General features: G+C 52.2%; 12 protein-coding genes. 9 read left to right on the plus strand and 3 right to left on the minus strand.

The genetic code is table 11. The annotated features are described in order from the left end of the window. Positions 1-4: 4 nt before the first annotated feature. The 4 genes from KUO20_RS07740 (at position 5) to msrA (ending at position 7,481) form a co-directional block, all read left to right on the plus strand. On the plus strand, positions 5-826 hold the full coding sequence (locus KUO20_RS07740; RefSeq protein WP_235042275.1) for a coiled-coil domain-containing protein: 822 nt from the start codon (positions 5-7) through the stop codon (positions 824-826). Positions 827-918: 92 nt separating this feature from the next. Further along, positions 919-2,772 (plus strand): autotransporter assembly complex protein TamA, encoded by a 1,854-nt coding sequence (gene tamA, locus KUO20_RS07745; protein WP_235042276.1) that lies wholly within the window; start codon positions 919-921, stop codon positions 2,770-2,772. A 9-nt stretch (positions 2,773-2,781) separates the two neighbouring features. Continuing rightward, entirely contained in the window at positions 2,782-6,837 is a 4,056-nt protein-coding gene (tamB, locus tag KUO20_RS07750; RefSeq protein ID WP_235042277.1) for an autotransporter assembly complex protein TamB, read from the plus strand. Between the two features lie 11 nt (positions 6,838-6,848). After that, positions 6,849-7,481 carry a peptide-methionine (S)-S-oxide reductase MsrA gene (gene msrA, locus KUO20_RS07755; RefSeq protein WP_235042278.1) on the plus strand — a complete coding sequence of 211 codons (633 nt, stop codon included), beginning with the start codon at positions 6,849-6,851 and terminating at the stop codon, positions 7,479-7,481. 74 nt (positions 7,482-7,555) lie between these two features. Here the strand turns inward: msrA and can are convergent, their stop codons facing one another. Next, positions 7,556-8,203 carry a carbonate dehydratase gene (can, locus tag KUO20_RS07760; protein ID WP_235042279.1) on the minus strand — a complete coding sequence of 216 codons (648 nt, stop codon included), beginning with the start codon at positions 8,201-8,203 and terminating at the stop codon, positions 7,556-7,558. A 160-nt stretch (positions 8,204-8,363) separates the two neighbouring features. Between can and gorA the strand changes: the two genes are divergently transcribed. The 4 genes from gorA (at position 8,364) to KUO20_RS07780 (ending at position 12,384) form a co-directional block, all read left to right on the plus strand. Further along, positions 8,364-9,746, plus strand: a complete 1,383-nt coding sequence (gene gorA, locus KUO20_RS07765; protein WP_235042280.1) for a glutathione-disulfide reductase — start codon at positions 8,364-8,366, stop codon at positions 9,744-9,746. A gap of 180 nt (positions 9,747-9,926) precedes the next feature. Further along, positions 9,927-10,505 (plus strand): diaminobutyrate acetyltransferase, encoded by a 579-nt coding sequence (gene ectA / locus KUO20_RS07770; RefSeq protein ID WP_235042281.1) that lies wholly within the window; start codon positions 9,927-9,929, stop codon positions 10,503-10,505. Positions 10,506-10,627: 122 nt separating this feature from the next. Next, positions 10,628-11,896 carry a diaminobutyrate--2-oxoglutarate transaminase gene (gene ectB / locus KUO20_RS07775; protein ID WP_235042282.1) on the plus strand — a complete coding sequence of 423 codons (1,269 nt, stop codon included), beginning with the start codon at positions 10,628-10,630 and terminating at the stop codon, positions 11,894-11,896. A gap of 95 nt (positions 11,897-11,991) precedes the next feature. After that, positions 11,992-12,384 carry an ectoine synthase gene (locus tag KUO20_RS07780; RefSeq protein ID WP_235042283.1) on the plus strand — a complete coding sequence of 131 codons (393 nt, stop codon included), beginning with the start codon at positions 11,992-11,994 and terminating at the stop codon, positions 12,382-12,384. 118 nt (positions 12,385-12,502) lie between these two features. Here the strand turns inward: KUO20_RS07780 and KUO20_RS07785 are convergent, their stop codons facing one another. Continuing rightward, on the minus strand, positions 12,503-13,039 hold the full coding sequence (locus tag KUO20_RS07785) for a DUF3833 domain-containing protein (protein WP_235042284.1): 537 nt from the start codon (positions 13,037-13,039) through the stop codon (positions 12,503-12,505). A 166-nt stretch (positions 13,040-13,205) separates the two neighbouring features. Between KUO20_RS07785 and KUO20_RS07790 the strand changes: the two genes are divergently transcribed. Next, a complete protein-coding gene (locus KUO20_RS07790) occupies positions 13,206-13,826 on the plus strand; it encodes an FMN-dependent NADH-azoreductase (protein WP_235042285.1) in 621 nt (206 codons plus the stop codon). Positions 13,827-13,841: 15 nt separating this feature from the next. Here the strand turns inward: KUO20_RS07790 and pdxR are convergent, their stop codons facing one another. Further along, on the minus strand, positions 13,842-15,248 hold the full coding sequence (pdxR, locus tag KUO20_RS07795) for a MocR-like pyridoxine biosynthesis transcription factor PdxR (RefSeq protein WP_235042286.1): 1,407 nt from the start codon (positions 15,246-15,248) through the stop codon (positions 13,842-13,844). Positions 15,249-15,328: the final 80 nt, after the last annotated feature.

Below are 15,328 nucleotides of genomic sequence, written 5' to 3' on the forward strand. Positions count from 1 at the left end.
TGTCATGCCAGACGCTAGCGCCTCCTCTCGTATTGTACCCGATGTGGATCAAACCTTGACGACGCAACCTATACGCCATCGAAAAGGGCCGGCGCTCTGGCCGCTGTGGCTATTCATATTTTTAATCATGGGACTCTTGATCGCAGCAGCGGCTGGACTTTGGTATGAACGTGAACGGTTGTTAGATGAAGTGCGCGTGGTCAGCGGAGAATTATCTAATGTACATGCCCGGCTTGATTCAGGCGATGGCGACGTGCAAGACACGATAACCTTTGTCCAAGCGCAGATGTCGACGCTGTTCCAGGAGCAAGAGCAGCTATCTGTTTCGCTTATTAATACTCGCGAAGAGCTGTACGGTCTGCTCACGACTGATGACGATAGAGCGTCAAGTGATTCGATTAATTCTCTCGCGCAGCAGATAAAGCAGTTTCAAGAGCAGGCGGCGCTTCGCGATAGCCAGCTGATGGCGATTCGTGAATCGCTTAATACACTAGAGCAGACGGGCATATCGGGCCGACAGAATTTAGTTGAAGAAGTTGCCCATTTAGAGCAGATCACCGGCCAGCGGCTCGAAGAGCTGGATAGCCAGATCAATAGCGCCAGTCGTTCATGGGAAGGGCAGTTGGCAACGCAAAAAGATGAGTTTGCTGCGCGATTTGATTCCTTTGAAGCAACGCTTGTCGATAGTGAAGACCCGGTTGACCAAGAAGCCTTGCAGGCATTAGAACAGCAGTGGAGCCAGCGCTTAAGCACACTTGAAAGCGATCTTCGCCAAGTGCGTCAGGCGCAGCTAGCCTTCAGTGCTCAGTTAGAAATGTTGCGTTAACGATAGTGTGATCTAACGTCGGCACCTGTGATTTGCTAATGCATTAAGTGGGTAGAACGATGAAGCCGCTGATATAGGTTAGGAAAAAATGTATGGGAAGACAACAGCGATGGACTGCAGCTACAGGGCGCCTTTTTTTTGTAGCGCTACCTCTTTTTTGCGTATCACCTGGGGCGTGGGCCGTTGACGCCACCATTGAGGGGGTCACGGAAGAAGTCGATAGAAACATTAAAGCCTACTTACAGAATGTCGACGCCGAGCAATATACCGACGTCCGCTTAGAGGGCGAAGTTCGCCGTCGTACTCAAGAAGCCATGCGCGTCTATGGCTACTATGAGCCCGAAATCACGCTGGAGAGAAATACCGACGATCGCGTGTGGCTTACCATTGAGCCGGGGCCGCAAGTCAAAGTCGAAATACTGTCCGTTAACGTTGAAGGCGATGCGAGTGATGATCCTCCTTTTCAAGACGCATTAGAGGCGTTTCCTCTTAAAGAGGGCGACGTATTACGCCATGCGCCGTGGGATCGTCTCAGTGGCCAACTTTCCGGTCTGGCCATTGAGCGCGGATATTTTGACTGGGGATTTACCGACAAGCGCATGGAAGTGCGTCCTTATCTACAAAGTGCTCGCCTATATATGGATTTTGACAGCGGTGCGCGCTATCAATTTGGCCCCACCTCGATCAAGGGGAGTCATATTGAGCTTGATCGTCTTCGACGCATACAGCCCTTTGAGTCTGGCGACCCCTATTTAGCTGAAAATTTAGCGCTTTATAGTCAGCGTCTCGCCGAAACGGGCTGGTTTAGCTCTATTTCGGTGCGCCCGCGTCTTGCAACAGCTCAGGAATTAACTATTGCGCCTCCTGGCGGTGGCGACCCTTGGTGGAACGAGGCTACGGCCTCTCAACCACAGCGCCCGCGCTTAAGCGCCATCGCCCTGGCCAGCGCACTGAGGGTTAATTTATCCGATGATAAAGAACTTCCTATTGATGTCAGCGTTGAGCCTGCGGATCGCCACCAGTTTGAGGTAGGCGTCGGTTTTGCCACCGATGTCGGCCCGCGTCTTCGCTTTGGTTGGGAGCAGCCGTGGATCAATCGCTATGGCCATAGCCTTGACCACGATCTTTATTTATCCGCGCCAGAGCAACGTTTCACCGGTGTCTACGATGTGCCCCTTGAAAACCCCTTACGTGATAGCTACCGGCTTCAATACGGCGTTCGAAACCTTGATGACAACGATACTGAACTGCTAGAAGGTACCGTGGAAGTTGCGCGGCGCTGGCAGTTTGAAAATGACTGGGTCCAGTTGCTGTATCTACGCACCAGCTATGTAGACTTTGTGCAGGGCGGCGAAGCCGATAAAGTCTGGCTTTTCTATCCCGGTGTTCAGTGGACGCGTACGCGCACACGACCCCAGCGCTTCCCTCTATGGGGCGATCGTCAGCAGCTATCGTTCGAATACTCAGACACCGTTTGGGGCTCGGATGCTCAGTTCGCACGCATGACGGGTGATACGGAATGGATTCGTACCATCGGCAACGATAACCGCTTTTTAGCGCGCATCAGCGTGGGGGCGATAGAAACGGAAGACTTTGATAAGCTGCCTCCATCGCTACGTTTTTTTGCTGGCGGTGACCGCAGTGTGCGCGGTTACTCCTATGAAAGTCTCTCGCCTCGTAATGATCAAGGACGCCTAAGTGGTGGACAGCAAATGCTGACGTCGACGCTTGAGTATCAGCGGCGCGTTACCGGCGACTGGTGGGCGGCCACGTTTGTTGATAACGGCGATGCCTTTGACGACTGGGGGCCCAATGATCTGAAAACCGGCGCGGGCGCAGGCGTACGCTGGATCTCGCCGGTGGGACCGATTCGCTTAGACATTGCCCATCCCTTTGACGATGAAGACGCTTTTCGTGTGCACTTTTCCATCGGACCGGAATTCTAGGAGAAAGACTTGTCACAGGTTGAATCATCTACGGCTGAAAAGCGCCATGTGCTGTCTTCGAAAGCTCGAATCTGGCTGTTGGTTTGGAGTTTGGTGCGTCTCATTATCGTACTGCCCATTTGGCTGTTTGGGCTTGTCGCGCTAATTCTGGGCACAGCATTATCCCCCTGGGGAACGGGCGTGCTGCTTTCCCAGGGTGAGCAGCGCGATTTTTTCTCATATGCCCACCATGAGGGCGGCTTACTTGATCATTTCGTGCTTGAAGATTTCCAGCTACGGCTAGGTGAAACTCGCATTGGCATTGATGAGTTTGAGTTGGCGTGGGCCGATGACTGTGTGCTGTCAAAGCGCTTATGCATTGATACGCTGCGTGTTGTGGGGGCTGATATTCGGCTAGGGGCTGCAAGTGAGCAGGAGCCTCCTGTCAAAGAGGACGGTGCGCCGCTATCCATCCGCTTTCCCTTTCCTATCGAACTACGCTCATTGCAGCTAGAGGATATCAGCCTACGACTTGCCGATGGCACCACGGTGTCATGGCGGTCGTTAACTTCCTCAGCCGTTGCCGAAGGTAATGAGGTGCGCCTTGCGCCAACGCATTTAGAAGCGCCTCGGGTCTATTTGCCGCCATCCCCCGGCGTTTTGCTAACCCAGGGAATAGATACGCCGCTCTATGGTGAGGCTATTGATGCCGCGATTGCGCTCCATCAGCCGCAAAATGACGCAGCAGAGGTCGCCGAATCAGTCGAGCAGCCGCTTGAAGCACGAGAGCGCCTTGTACTGCCGGATATCACACTGCCCGTCAATATTCAGATACCTGAATTTAACGTCAGTGATTTCCGGTTAGAAGGCGCCGTTGAATATAGTGTTGAGAGTCTTCAATTAGGGCTTTTAACTGAAGGTAGCGACGTTGAAGTAACGCAGCTGTCGGTCGTGACCCAGGATGCCCAGGCAGAACTAACCGCAGAGGCTACCCTGAGTGGCAACTATCCGTTAGCAGCCCGTTTAGATGTAGAGCTTTTCTTACCTGAACTGTTTCCTGAGCTGAGCGGTGAAACGCTGAGCCTGGTGCTGTCTGGCTCAATGGATGCGCTAGAGGCACAGCTTGAGGCCGGCGGCGTGGTGAACGCGACGCTTAGCGGTCAAATTGATGCGCTAGCGCCCACGCTGCCTTTCCAGCTGCGCTTACAAAGTGAGCAAGTTCAGTGGCCTTTGCCAAGTGATGAGGCAGCAATTGCTTCAAGCGAGGTTGCCGGTCAGATTGAGGGCGACGATACCGTCGATCCTTATATCGTCGACGACTTAGATCTACAGCTAACGGGTACCATTAGCGACTACCGTGCCCAGCTCGGCCTATCGGTGCAGGGCCCTAGCGTTCCGAAGACCCAAGTGAATCTCAGTGGTGAAGGCGACCTTGAACATTTCAGCTGGCAGCCTCTCACGCTGGCCGTGGGCGATAGCGCGTTAAGCAGCGAAGGCACCGTCAATTGGTTAGCACCGCTGCAGATAGATGCGAGCGTGCGCTTGGATCAATTTGACCCGGGTCTTTTTGTGGATCAGTTAGACGGTAATTTGAACGGTGACATTGAGCTGTCAGTGCGCCAGCAGGAGGATCAGTGGGCGATCAGCGTGCCCAATCTGGCCATTGATGGTGAGCTGCGTGACTATCCGTTAACTCTGCAGGCCGCCTTTGATGCTAACAGTAATTTAGAAGTTAATATCGATGAACTGCTGTTCACTCAGGGTGATAATCGCATCGAAGCGGCTGGTCAAATCAGCGAGCAAGCGATGTCGTTGAATGCGGATATAGCGCTGCGCCAACTGCAAACGCTGTCACCTGATCTTAGCGGTACCTTGGTGGGCACACTCCAGGCAAACGGTAGCTTTAGCCAACCCCAATTACTTGCCAACGTGCAAGGCGATGCGCTGCGCTTTGCTGAAAACCGTATTGAACAGCTTGAGCTAAGCGCTGATGTGAAAGGGCTAGAAGATCCGCTGCTAGATGTTCAGTTAGCCATGACCAACGTATTCGCGGGTGGTCAGTCACTATCAGATATTACGGCAACGCTGTCGGGCCGTCTTTCGCAACACCAGTTAGAACTGACGGTTCTGGGGCAAGATGATGCGGTGCTAAGCCGTGCCTTGATCGCGTTAGAAGGCCGCTTTAATCAGCAAAGCCAGCAATATCAGGCGCGTTTAACACCCTTAGAAATTGATTCTGAGGCGGGCAACATCCGCCTCGAAGCGCCCCTAGATTTACGCTACAGCCTTGCTGATGGCCAAGCGCGCTTGTCACCATTTTGCTTGCGTCGTGAAGAAGGTGGCCTTGTATGTTCTGAAGAAGCAATTACTGCCTCCGCGGAACAAGGTAATGCGACGCTGACGGTGCGTGAAGTTCCAATGGAGATGCTAGAGCCGTTTTTACCCGAAGAGTGGCAGTTAGAAGGTGATACGACGGCGGATCTTGCCGCAAACTGGCGTCGCGGCGGTGCTCAGTGGCAGGCGGATCTACGCATCTTAAGCGGCGTGGCGATCACGGCTATTAATGACTATGGCCAGCCAGTGCAGTTACCCAAAATCAGTTTAGATGCCCAAATTGAGGCCAATCAGGCGCAGGCTGATGCAAACATTGCGCTATCTCTCGCAGAGGCGGGTGACCTGAATTTAAACCTTTCTATTAATGATCCGTTAGGGCGCGGCGTGCTGAACGGAGAGCTGCGCGCCAATAATATTTCGCTGGAACCTTACCGGCCAATGGTGGTTGGTATGGATCGCCTGGCCGGGGATTTGTCGGGCAACGTACAAATAACGGGAACGACCAGTCAGCCTGATTTACAGGGGCAGCTTGGGCTACGCGGCATTCAGGTTAATGGTCCTGAGATCCCGGTTGACGTGCAAGATGGTGAGCTCATCGTTTCATTCGATGGTGAGCAGGGCGATATTGATGGATTTCTAGCCGCTGAGCGCGGGCGTTTAGAAATAACCGGTGATGCTTACTGGCCAACCGGCGACGACTGGCGTATTGGCGTGGACTTGAACGCCGTGCAGGAGCCTATCCTGATCGTATTGCCGCAGTTTGGAAGGCTTGAAGCGGCGCCGGATATTCGCATACGAGTGACGCCGGAAAGGCTGCAGGTTAGGGGCGATATCAATATACCCTGGGCCCGCCTTGAAATTGGCGATATGCCGTCATCCGCAGTAACTCCCAGCGGCGATGAAGTGATTATTACCGAGCGCGAAGATCGCCAAGCAGAGATTGAAAGACAGCGCGTTGTTGCCAGCGGCGAAGGCCCAAGTACGTCGGACGAACTTGCGGCAACCGGCATGGAGCTGGATATATTGGTTACCTTAACCCTAGGCGAAGATATGCAGTTTGCGGCCTACGGTTTAGAGTCAGGCCTTGGCGGATCGCTAGAAATTCGTCAAAGCGGCGGAGCGCTGCAGCTGTTTGGCGATGTTAATCTGATTGACGGCCGCTTCCAGGCCTTTGGGCAGGATCTGTTGATTCGTCGCGGTGAAATACTGTTTAGCGGCCCGCCTGGTCTACCTCGGCTTGATTTCGAGGCGATTCGCAATCCGGATGTAACCGAGGACGATGTCATCGCTGGCCTACGGGTAACGGGCAGTGCCCAAGAACCCAATGTAGCGATATTCTCGGAACCTGCGATGAATGAATCGAGCGCATTATCTTATCTGCTAAGAGGCCGTGCGCCGGATGCCGCGGGTGGCGGTATTGATAGCGCTTTGACAACCGCGCTCATTGGTATGTCACTGGGGCGGACAGGCGGTGCCGTGGGTTCGATCGGTCAGGCATTTGGTATTGATGACTTGACCTTAGACACCACCGGCGCAGGTGACGATAGCCAGGTTGCCGTGAGTGGTCAGCTGACGGACGATCTGCGAATTAGTTACGGGGTGGGAATTTTCTCGCCGATTGCAGAACTAACCTTACGCTATACGCTTTGGCGTAACCTTTATTTGCAGGCCGTATCAGGCGCCAATCAAGCGGTGGATTTGATTTATACGTTTACCCGTTCTGGTGACCCTGAAATTCTCAAACAGCAATAAGTGAGGGCGATATGTCGCTATTTTCAAGTACTGTTGCAAGCGCAGGCCGCGTATTGCCAGGCCGCGACGCTCCAATTGAAACGAGTGAAACACACACCATTAGTGGCCACTCGTTACATCCACCATTTCCCCAGGGCTATGAGGAAATAGTGCTAGGTATGGGATGCTTTTGGGGCGTAGAGCGGCTTTTGTGGCAGCTGCCTGGTGTTTACGTGACGGCTGCAGGCTATGCCGGCGGCGAAACGCCTAATCCGACCTACGACGAGACCTGCACAGGGCGCACCGGCCACACAGAGGTAGTGCGAGTGATATTTGATCCTCAGCAGGTGACGCTTGAAACGATCTTGCAGGTATTTTGGGAGCAGCACGATCCTACTCAGGGAAACCGTCAGGGAAATGACACTGGCTCGCAGTATCGCTCAGCCATTTTAACGACGGGGCCTGCCCAGCAAGCGGCGGCTGAAAAGAGTGCCGCTGCTTTTCAACAGGCATTGAGTAACGCGGGAAAAGGGCGTATTACCACGGAAATTAAGCCGCTTGATATTTTTTATTACGCTGAGGCTTATCATCAGCAATATCTCGACAAAAATCCTAATGGCTACTGTGGCTTAAAGGGGACCGGCGTTACCTGCGCTATTAATTGAGCTCGTTCTATTTAAGATGGCCTGACTTGTGCTAAAAGCGCGCCTGCCGGGAGCGGCAGGCGCTGTAAGGACGTTTAGTCGCCTTGACTCAGACGATCAATGCGATAAAGCGTTTCTACTTGCTCTAAGCCAGTGATAGTGCAGTTAAGGTCTTTAACACGGCCATCGCTTAATCCGTATACCCACCCATGTACTGAGATATCCTGGCCGCGCTGCCAGGCGCGCTGCAAAATCTTAGTACGACACAGGCTGTTAACCTGTGCTTTAACGTTAATCTCACACATACGGTCAATCTGATCTTCCATCGGAAGATGATCGAGCGATTTTTTGTGGTGGTTGTACTGTTCGCGCACGGAGTGCAGCCAGTAATCGACGACGCCGCACTCGCCTCCGGTCATGGCTGCCTTAATACCGCCACAGCCGTAGTGACCCACAATCATAATATGGCTAACTTTAAGCACGTCCACGGCAAACTGAACCACCGACAGGGCGTTCATGTCAGTATGGTGGAGTAAATTAGCTACGTTACGATGTACAAACACCTCCCCTGGTGGGAGTGCAATGATTTGGTTGGCTGGCACGCGGCTATCGGAACAGCCAATCCACAAGTAGTCAGGATTTTGCTGACTGGAGAGACGTTTAAAGTACTCAGGATCTTCCTCGCACATGCGCTCAGCCCAGGCACGATTATTATCCAGTAGCGTCGCAATAGGATCAGACATAGAGTCTCCATAATGTTAGGTCGTTTGCTGCTTCAGATCATATGAAGCAAGAGCAAGTATAAAATAGTGGCGGATGTTTTTAACCTTCTCTGAGAGCTAGGTCAACAAAGATAAGTTGCAACTGTTGGCATTAATTTTTTTCAATCGATAGGAGCAAACGATGGCTGACGTTTCTGAATACGACTACGACCTGCTGGTGATCGGCGCTGGTTCTGGCGGTGTGCGTGCCGCGCGAATGGCGGCAGCAAGCGGCGCTAACGTGGCAATTGCCGAAGATCGATACCTGGGCGGAACCTGTGTCAACGTTGGGTGCGTGCCTAAAAAACTCTACTCATACGCTGCGCATTTTCATGACAGCTTTGACGATGCGGCGGGGTTTGGCTGGCAGCTTCCGGGGCCTGCGCGTTTTGAGTGGGCGACGCTGCGCGATAATAAAATCAGCGAAATTAAACGTCTCAACGGTATTTATCAGCGCATGCTGGAAAGCGCTGGAGTCACTCTCTTTAATGCCAGGGCGCGGTTGGTTGATGCCCATACCGTAACGCTAAGCGGTGAGCATGGCGACACATCCGTGACCGCGCAAAAAATCCTACTCGCCACCGGTGGCTGGCCTTGGGTTCCCACTTTCCCAGGCAGCGAATATGCCTTAGATTCAAATCAGATTTTTGATCTGGATACGTTTCCTAAGCGTTTTCTTGCGCTCGGTGGGGGCTATATTGCCGTTGAGTTTTCCAGCATCTTTAATGGACTGGGAAGTGAAACGCATCTTGTTTATCGCGGTGAGCTATTTTTGAAAGGCTTTGATCAAGAGGTTCGCGAGTTCACCAGCGCTGAAATGGAAAGAAAAGGCGTCAACCTTCACTTCAATGCCAATATTGAGCGCATTGAAGCGGCGAATAACGCCTATAACGTCTATCTCACTAACGGTGACGTGCTTGAAGTTGATGCAGTGCTAGCCGCCACTGGGCGTAAAGCCAATATTGGCGATTTGGGGCTTGAGGATCTGGGCTTAACGCTGGATGAGTCTGGAAAAGTGGCTGTGAATGAACGTTTTGAAACGGCGCTCCCCTCGGTTCTTGCGCTTGGAGACTTAACTGCCGGCCCTGAGTTAACGCCGGTGGCCCTGGCAGAAGCGATGCAGCTTGTTGATTATCACTTTTCAGACGAAGTGCCCAAGCCGTTAGATTACACCACGATTCCAACGGCTGTTTTTTGCCATCCTAATATTGGCACCGTGGGGCTTTCCGAAGAAGAAGCGCGTGAAAAGTTTACGAATATTCGCGTCTACAGCACCGACTTTCGTGCCATGAAGCACACGCTTTCGGGTAGTCAAGAGCGCACCCTAATGAAGCTGGTAGTGGATGATGCGACTGATGTCGTTGTGGGCGCCCACATGGTCGGTGACGATGCCGGTGAAATCATCCAGGGAATTGCCATTGCGGTAAGAGCAGGTCTTACCAAGCAGGACTTTGATCGCACGGTGGGTATTCACCCAACCGGGGCAGAGGAGTTCGTTACTATGCGAAAGCTCACACGCAGCTGAAGCACTTAAGTTATGTAAGGCACTTAAATTATGTAAGTCGCTTTAGATGCAGATGCGGTCTTCTAGCTTCCGTGCATAACAAATAATTATGGAAATAGGGGTGGAGAATAATATGATTTTTGAATTGCTCATAATCAGCTGTTATAATGGTCGTCAAATTCGCTACAGCAAAGCATAACTATGAGTACGCCGACGCAACCTTTTACTCCTTCTGCAGACCTTGCCAGGCCAACGGTCGCGGACGCCGTGGTAGGGCATGCAGAGACTCCACTATTTATTCGTAAGCCGAATGCAGACGATGGCTGGGGTGTATATGAACTGGTTAAAGCCTGCCCGCCACTTGACGTAAATTCGGCCTACGCCTATTTGCTTTTCGCTACGCAGTTTCGCGATACATGTGCCGTCGCGACAAACGAAGAAGGTGAAATCGTTGGTTTCGTATCCGGCTATGTGAAAGACAATGCTCCCGACACGTATTTCCTGTGGCAGGTAGCCGTTGGTGAAAAAGCGCGTGGTACCGGTCTTGCTCGTCGCTTAGTAGAAGCCATCATGTCGCGTCCTGAACTTGACGATGTACATCATCTGGAAACGACTATTACCCCCGATAACCAGGCTTCATGGGGGCTTTTTCGCCGCCTAGCGGCACGCTGGCATGCGCCGCTTAACAGCCGCGAATACTTCTCTACTGAACAGCTTGGAGGAGAGCATGATCCGGAAAACTTGGTGCGTATTGGCCCGTTCCAAACAGGCCGCATCTAATACGCTGCTTTCATTAAAGTGACAGCGCGTAGTTAACACATAGTTAACATACTGTTTTCCCGCTCATGTTGCTCCGGGCTAGATATGCCCTAAGGCAAAATGATCAACTAAGGAGGTCGCTAATGCAGACCCAGACGCTTGAACGCATGGAATCCAATGTACGTACTTATTCACGCTCATTTCCGGTGGTGTTTACCAAAGCGCAAAATGCGCGCCTGACCGATGAGAATGGCCGTGAGTACATCGATTTCCTGGCCGGCGCGGGCACGCTCAATTACGGCCACAATAATCCGCACATGAAACAGGCGATGATCGATTACCTGGCGACTGACGGTGTTGTCCACGGGTTGGATATGTGGACAAACGCTAAGCGCGATTATCTAGAAACATTAGAAGAAGTCATCTTCAAGCCACGTGGGCTTGAATATAAAGTGCATCTGCCGGGTCCAACAGGTACGAATGCTGTAGAAGCTGCCATACGTTTAGCGCGTGTGGCTAAAGGTCGCCACAACATTGTGACCTTCACCAACGGCTTTCATGGCGTCACCATGGGGGCGCTGGCAACCACTGGTAATCGTAAATTCCGTGAAGCAACCGGCGGTATACCCACTCAAGGCGCTAGTTTTCTGCCTTTTGATGGCTATATGGGTGAGCATACGGACACGCTGGATTATTTTGAAAAGCTGCTTGGCGACAAATCTGGCGGTTTAGACATTCCCGCCGGTGTCATTATTGAAACCGTGCAAGGCGAGGGCGGTATTAACGTGGCAGGCCTAGATTGGCTGAAACGTTTAGAAGGTATTTGTCGTGCCCACGACATCCTACTGATTATTGATGACATTCAAGCAGGCTGTGGCCGTACCGGTAAGTTCTTTAGCTTTGAGCATGCCGGCATTACGCCCGACATTATTACTAACTCAAAATCACTTTCCGGTTTTGGCTTGCCGTTTGCACATGTACTTATGCGTCCTGAGCTGGATAAATGGAAACCGGGTCAATACAACGGTACGTTCCGTGGCTTCAGCCTAGCCATGGTAACGGCTACTGCGGCTCTTAAAAAATATTGGTCCGATGACACCTTTGAGCGTGATGTTCAGCGTAAAGGGCGTATTGTAGAAGAGCGCTTCCAAAAGCTGGCGGCGCTACTGACAGAAAGCGGCATGCCGGCAACTGAACGCGGTCGCGGCCTGATGCGCGGGATTGACGTAGTATCGGGTGATATCGCTGATAAGATTACCAGCAAAGCCTTCGAGAATGGCCTGGTGATTGAAACTAGCGGTCAAGACGGTGAAGTCGTTAAGTGCCTTTGCCCGTTAACCATTAGCGATGAAGACCTGCAGCAAGCCCTTGATATTCTAGAGATGTGTGTCAAGTCGGTGGCTGGCAAGTAAGCTGTTGCTAAGTTGATTAAGACTATGGCCGTACGTTTTTTAATTGAGGATTTAGTGGCGGGCAATCGCCCGTTACTTTGAAACGGAGTACTTTTATGATCGTTCGTAACCTTGAAGAAGCGCGTAAAACAGATCGTCTTGTCACCGCTGAAAACGGTAACTGGGATAGTACTCGTCTTATTTTAGCCAATGATAATGCAGGTTTTTCGTTCCACATTACCCGCATTTTCCCAGGCACTGAGACGCACATTCATTATAAAAACCACTATGAGGCGGTGTTTTGTTATGAAGGTGAAGGCGAGGTCGAAACCTTAGCCGACGGCAAAATTTGGCCGATCAAAGCAGGCGATGTCTATATGCTAGACCAGCACGATGAGCACCTGCTGCGCGGTAAAGAAAAAGGCATGACGGTTGCTTGCGTCTTCACGCCGCCGATTACCGGCACTGAAGTCCATCAGGAAGACGGTTCTTACGCGCCTTCTGAATAATATATGCCTGCCGAACAACAGGTATGCATTTAGATAAGCGCCACTAAGAAATGAAAAAAGCAGCCTTGCTCAAAAGCGGGCTGCTTTTTTATGTTAGTTGATCGCCGAAAACCTTTTATCAGCTATCAGTTTTCTCAAATGCCAAGGTGATTTCACCCAATGTCAGGCCAAATTTACTCATAGCGGTGCGATTGATTAAGCGGCCGTCTTGCTGCAAATACATCCAGTCATCCATGGTGAACGTTATCATGCGCCCACTGACTTCAATTTCTAATGGATAGCGCATATGGAAAACATGGCCATACTGACGCGCTTCAACGGGGCCTTCAACATCACTAGCGGTCCCGGTCCAGTGATGCTCATCAATGCGCTTGAATGTCCAAACGCGTCGGTCGGTTTCACCATCTGAGAACACAAAGGACTCGTCAAGCGTTAGCGTGTCATTTTCATAGCTGCCTTGAACATCAACGCTCAAACGTCGCTGCACCTCGCCTGAATAATCCTGCACCATTCCCCAGGCGCGGGTAGTGCCCGTAAAGTATTCGGCGATATCCAGGCGAGGCTCAGAATCCGCGTAGTCTTCAACATCAACGCCAGCACAGCCAACTAGTAAGAAGAGTAGTGTAAACAAGCCCAAGCGCAGTGATCGAACCATGGGGATATGTCCTGTATGAAGAATGCGTGTTTGTATAATGATAGTGACATATTTACCCAGCATAGAGCACTTTAATATAGCCTTGTTACTGGGTGCCTACAGGTTCGCTTAATATATATTATGTTAAATACGATACGCTATTCATTTTAGCTCATAGGATTTGATCATGGATAACACTTTATTCATTCACGCCAGCCCGCATGGTAAACATGCGTTAGGCTATCGTCTGGCCGAAAAGGTTCTGGCCGCGGAAAGACTCAAAAATCACAGTATGCGTTTGATTGAACGTGATTTGCTCGCCGCCCCGCTTTCGCCGCTGACCCACCGTTACGCCGCCGCGCTTGTCAGCCATAACATCGGTGAACGTCCCGATGCCGCCCTGATAGAGTCTGAGCAGTTGATTAGTGAGCTGGAGCGAACGGACCGCTTGTTAATCGCGATGCCGATGCACAACTTTAGCGTACCGGCTGCGCTGAAACTCTGGATAGATCATGTGGTGCGCATTAACCGTACCTTCATCGCCTCAGCTGAGGGCAAACAGGGATTATTACAAGATCGACCAACCACGGTTTTAGTCAGCGCTGGCGGCATGTTACAGGGAGATAACCCACAGCCGAATTTTCTTACCCCTTACCTGACACTTATTCTCAACACCCTTGGTATTCAGGATATCCACTTCGTGTACCTGCAGGGGTTAGCGTTTGGTGAACCCGCTATCGCCAACGCTTGGCGCCACGCGCAGGCCGCCTTAATTGAGGCTGGCGTACTGAGTCACGAGGTACCATAACGTAAAGCCAGACCCTTATTGGCGATGGCGAGCGATAAGCGCTTTCAACTGCTGATAACTTTCTTCGAGTGCGGGGCCGGATAGATTCGTCACGCCCAACAGCAATCCCTTCCGCGCATTGGCTTGCGTGGCATACCAGGGCGACAGCGGCGCCGGTGCCAAGTTAAAAGCGTTGGCAGCCGCGGCAATAGCAATGTCGTCAGCATCATCATCCAAACTCAGCAGCAATGATAAGCCTGCTATATCATTGACTGAAAACGATGGGCCCATGAGTGCAAGCAGCGCATCCCGATGCTGTATATAAAGGCGTTTCATACGCCGAATATGGCGCAAGTAATGGCTGTCGCGCAGAAATTCCGCCACGGCTAATTGGCTTGGCAATGCGGACGCTGGCGACAAGGCGGCAGCCGTATCGCCGGCGCGCTCTGACAGGCTGGCCGGTACGACCATAAAACCGAGCCGCAGGCGTGGGCTGATGGTTTTGCTGAAGGTGCCGATGTGAATCACCCTTCCGTCGTGGTCCAGCGACGCCAGCGCGGGAGTTGCTTGGCCGCTTAGCTGCAGCTCGCTTAGATAATCATCTTCGATGATCCAGCCAGCATTTTCTCGCGCCCACATCAGTAGTGCCTGGCGCCGATCCAGCGATAGCTGTACGCCCAGGGGGGCTTGCTGGCTAGGCGTCACGATCGCCAAACCCGCATCTGCTGCCAGCGCTATGCCCTGCGCCACGCACATTCCCTGATCATCGACCGGAACAGGAATCGCGGTATATCCTGCCAGCGACAAGGAGTGGCGTGTCAGCGGATATCCCGGATCCTCAATCCACACTTTCCGTGAATCCAGCCGCAGTAAGTGCAATGTCAGACCCAGTGCACCCGCATAACCATTGGTGATAATAATTTGGTCGGCAGAGCAAAGCAGCCCTCGAGAGACCGCCAGATAGGCCGCAATTTCTTTGCGTAAGACCCGCTCTCCGCGCGGGTCTGGATAACGCAGCGGCTCGGCTACCGCCTGTCGCGTACAGCGCAGCATGATGCGTGCCCAATGCTTGAAGGGAAACCCGTCTTGCGACGGTACGCCGACTTGGAAAAGCTTGGGTTCGCTATCCAGGTCCTGATAAAGATCCGGCAATGGCAGGCGCATGGCCCCAGCGGTCACTTTTGGTACCGTGGGTAGCACCGCACTCACGAAGGTGCCGGCAGCCCCCTTAGGAATGACGAGCTGATCGTCGGTTAACCGATCGTAAGCGATTTTAATGGTGCCTCGCGAAACGCCCAGCTGTGCCGCAAGATCACGCCATGAAGGCAGCCGTGCGCCCTCATACAAATGCCCCTGCCGAATGGCATCAGCAATGCTGGAACGTATTTGCTCTGATAGAGATTGCGTGCCTTGGCGATCAAGTGAAAAGCGAAGTATGCTCATAAAATTAGTCTGTTCATAAAGCTATGGTACATAAAAAACTGTCATTCTTGGTGCTTTTTTTTAGACCATCGCATCCTTCA

It is taken from the genome of Vreelandella profundi, from assembly GCF_019722725.1.
Lineage (GTDB): Bacteria > Pseudomonadota > Gammaproteobacteria > Pseudomonadales > Halomonadaceae > Vreelandella > Vreelandella profundi.

What these genes read in the sequence shown, in the direction of transcription:
- msrA (WP_235042278.1), top strand. Translation starts at nt 6,849, where the DNA reads ATGTCGCTATTTTCAAGTACTGTTGCAAGCGCAGGCCGCGTATTGCCA.
- tamA (WP_235042276.1), top strand. Translation starts at nt 919, where the DNA reads ATGGGAAGACAACAGCGATGGACTGCAGCTACAGGGCGCCTTTTTTTT.
- KUO20_RS07790 (WP_235042285.1), top strand. Translation starts at nt 13,206, where the DNA reads ATGGATAACACTTTATTCATTCACGCCAGCCCGCATGGTAAACATGCG.
- can (WP_235042279.1), bottom strand. Translation starts at nt 8,203, where the DNA reads ATGTCTGATCCTATTGCGACGCTACTGGATAATAATCGTGCCTGGGCT.
- pdxR (WP_235042286.1), bottom strand. Translation starts at nt 15,248, where the DNA reads ATGAGCATACTTCGCTTTTCACTTGATCGCCAAGGCACGCAATCTCTA.
- KUO20_RS07780 (WP_235042283.1), top strand. Translation starts at nt 11,992, where the DNA reads ATGATCGTTCGTAACCTTGAAGAAGCGCGTAAAACAGATCGTCTTGTC.
- ectB (WP_235042282.1), top strand. Translation starts at nt 10,628, where the DNA reads ATGCAGACCCAGACGCTTGAACGCATGGAATCCAATGTACGTACTTAT.
- gorA (WP_235042280.1), top strand. Translation starts at nt 8,364, where the DNA reads ATGGCTGACGTTTCTGAATACGACTACGACCTGCTGGTGATCGGCGCT.
- KUO20_RS07740 (WP_235042275.1), top strand. Translation starts at nt 5, where the DNA reads ATGCCAGACGCTAGCGCCTCCTCTCGTATTGTACCCGATGTGGATCAA.
- ectA (WP_235042281.1), top strand. Translation starts at nt 9,927, where the DNA reads ATGAGTACGCCGACGCAACCTTTTACTCCTTCTGCAGACCTTGCCAGG.
- KUO20_RS07785 (WP_235042284.1), bottom strand. Translation starts at nt 13,039, where the DNA reads ATGGTTCGATCACTGCGCTTGGGCTTGTTTACACTACTCTTCTTACTA.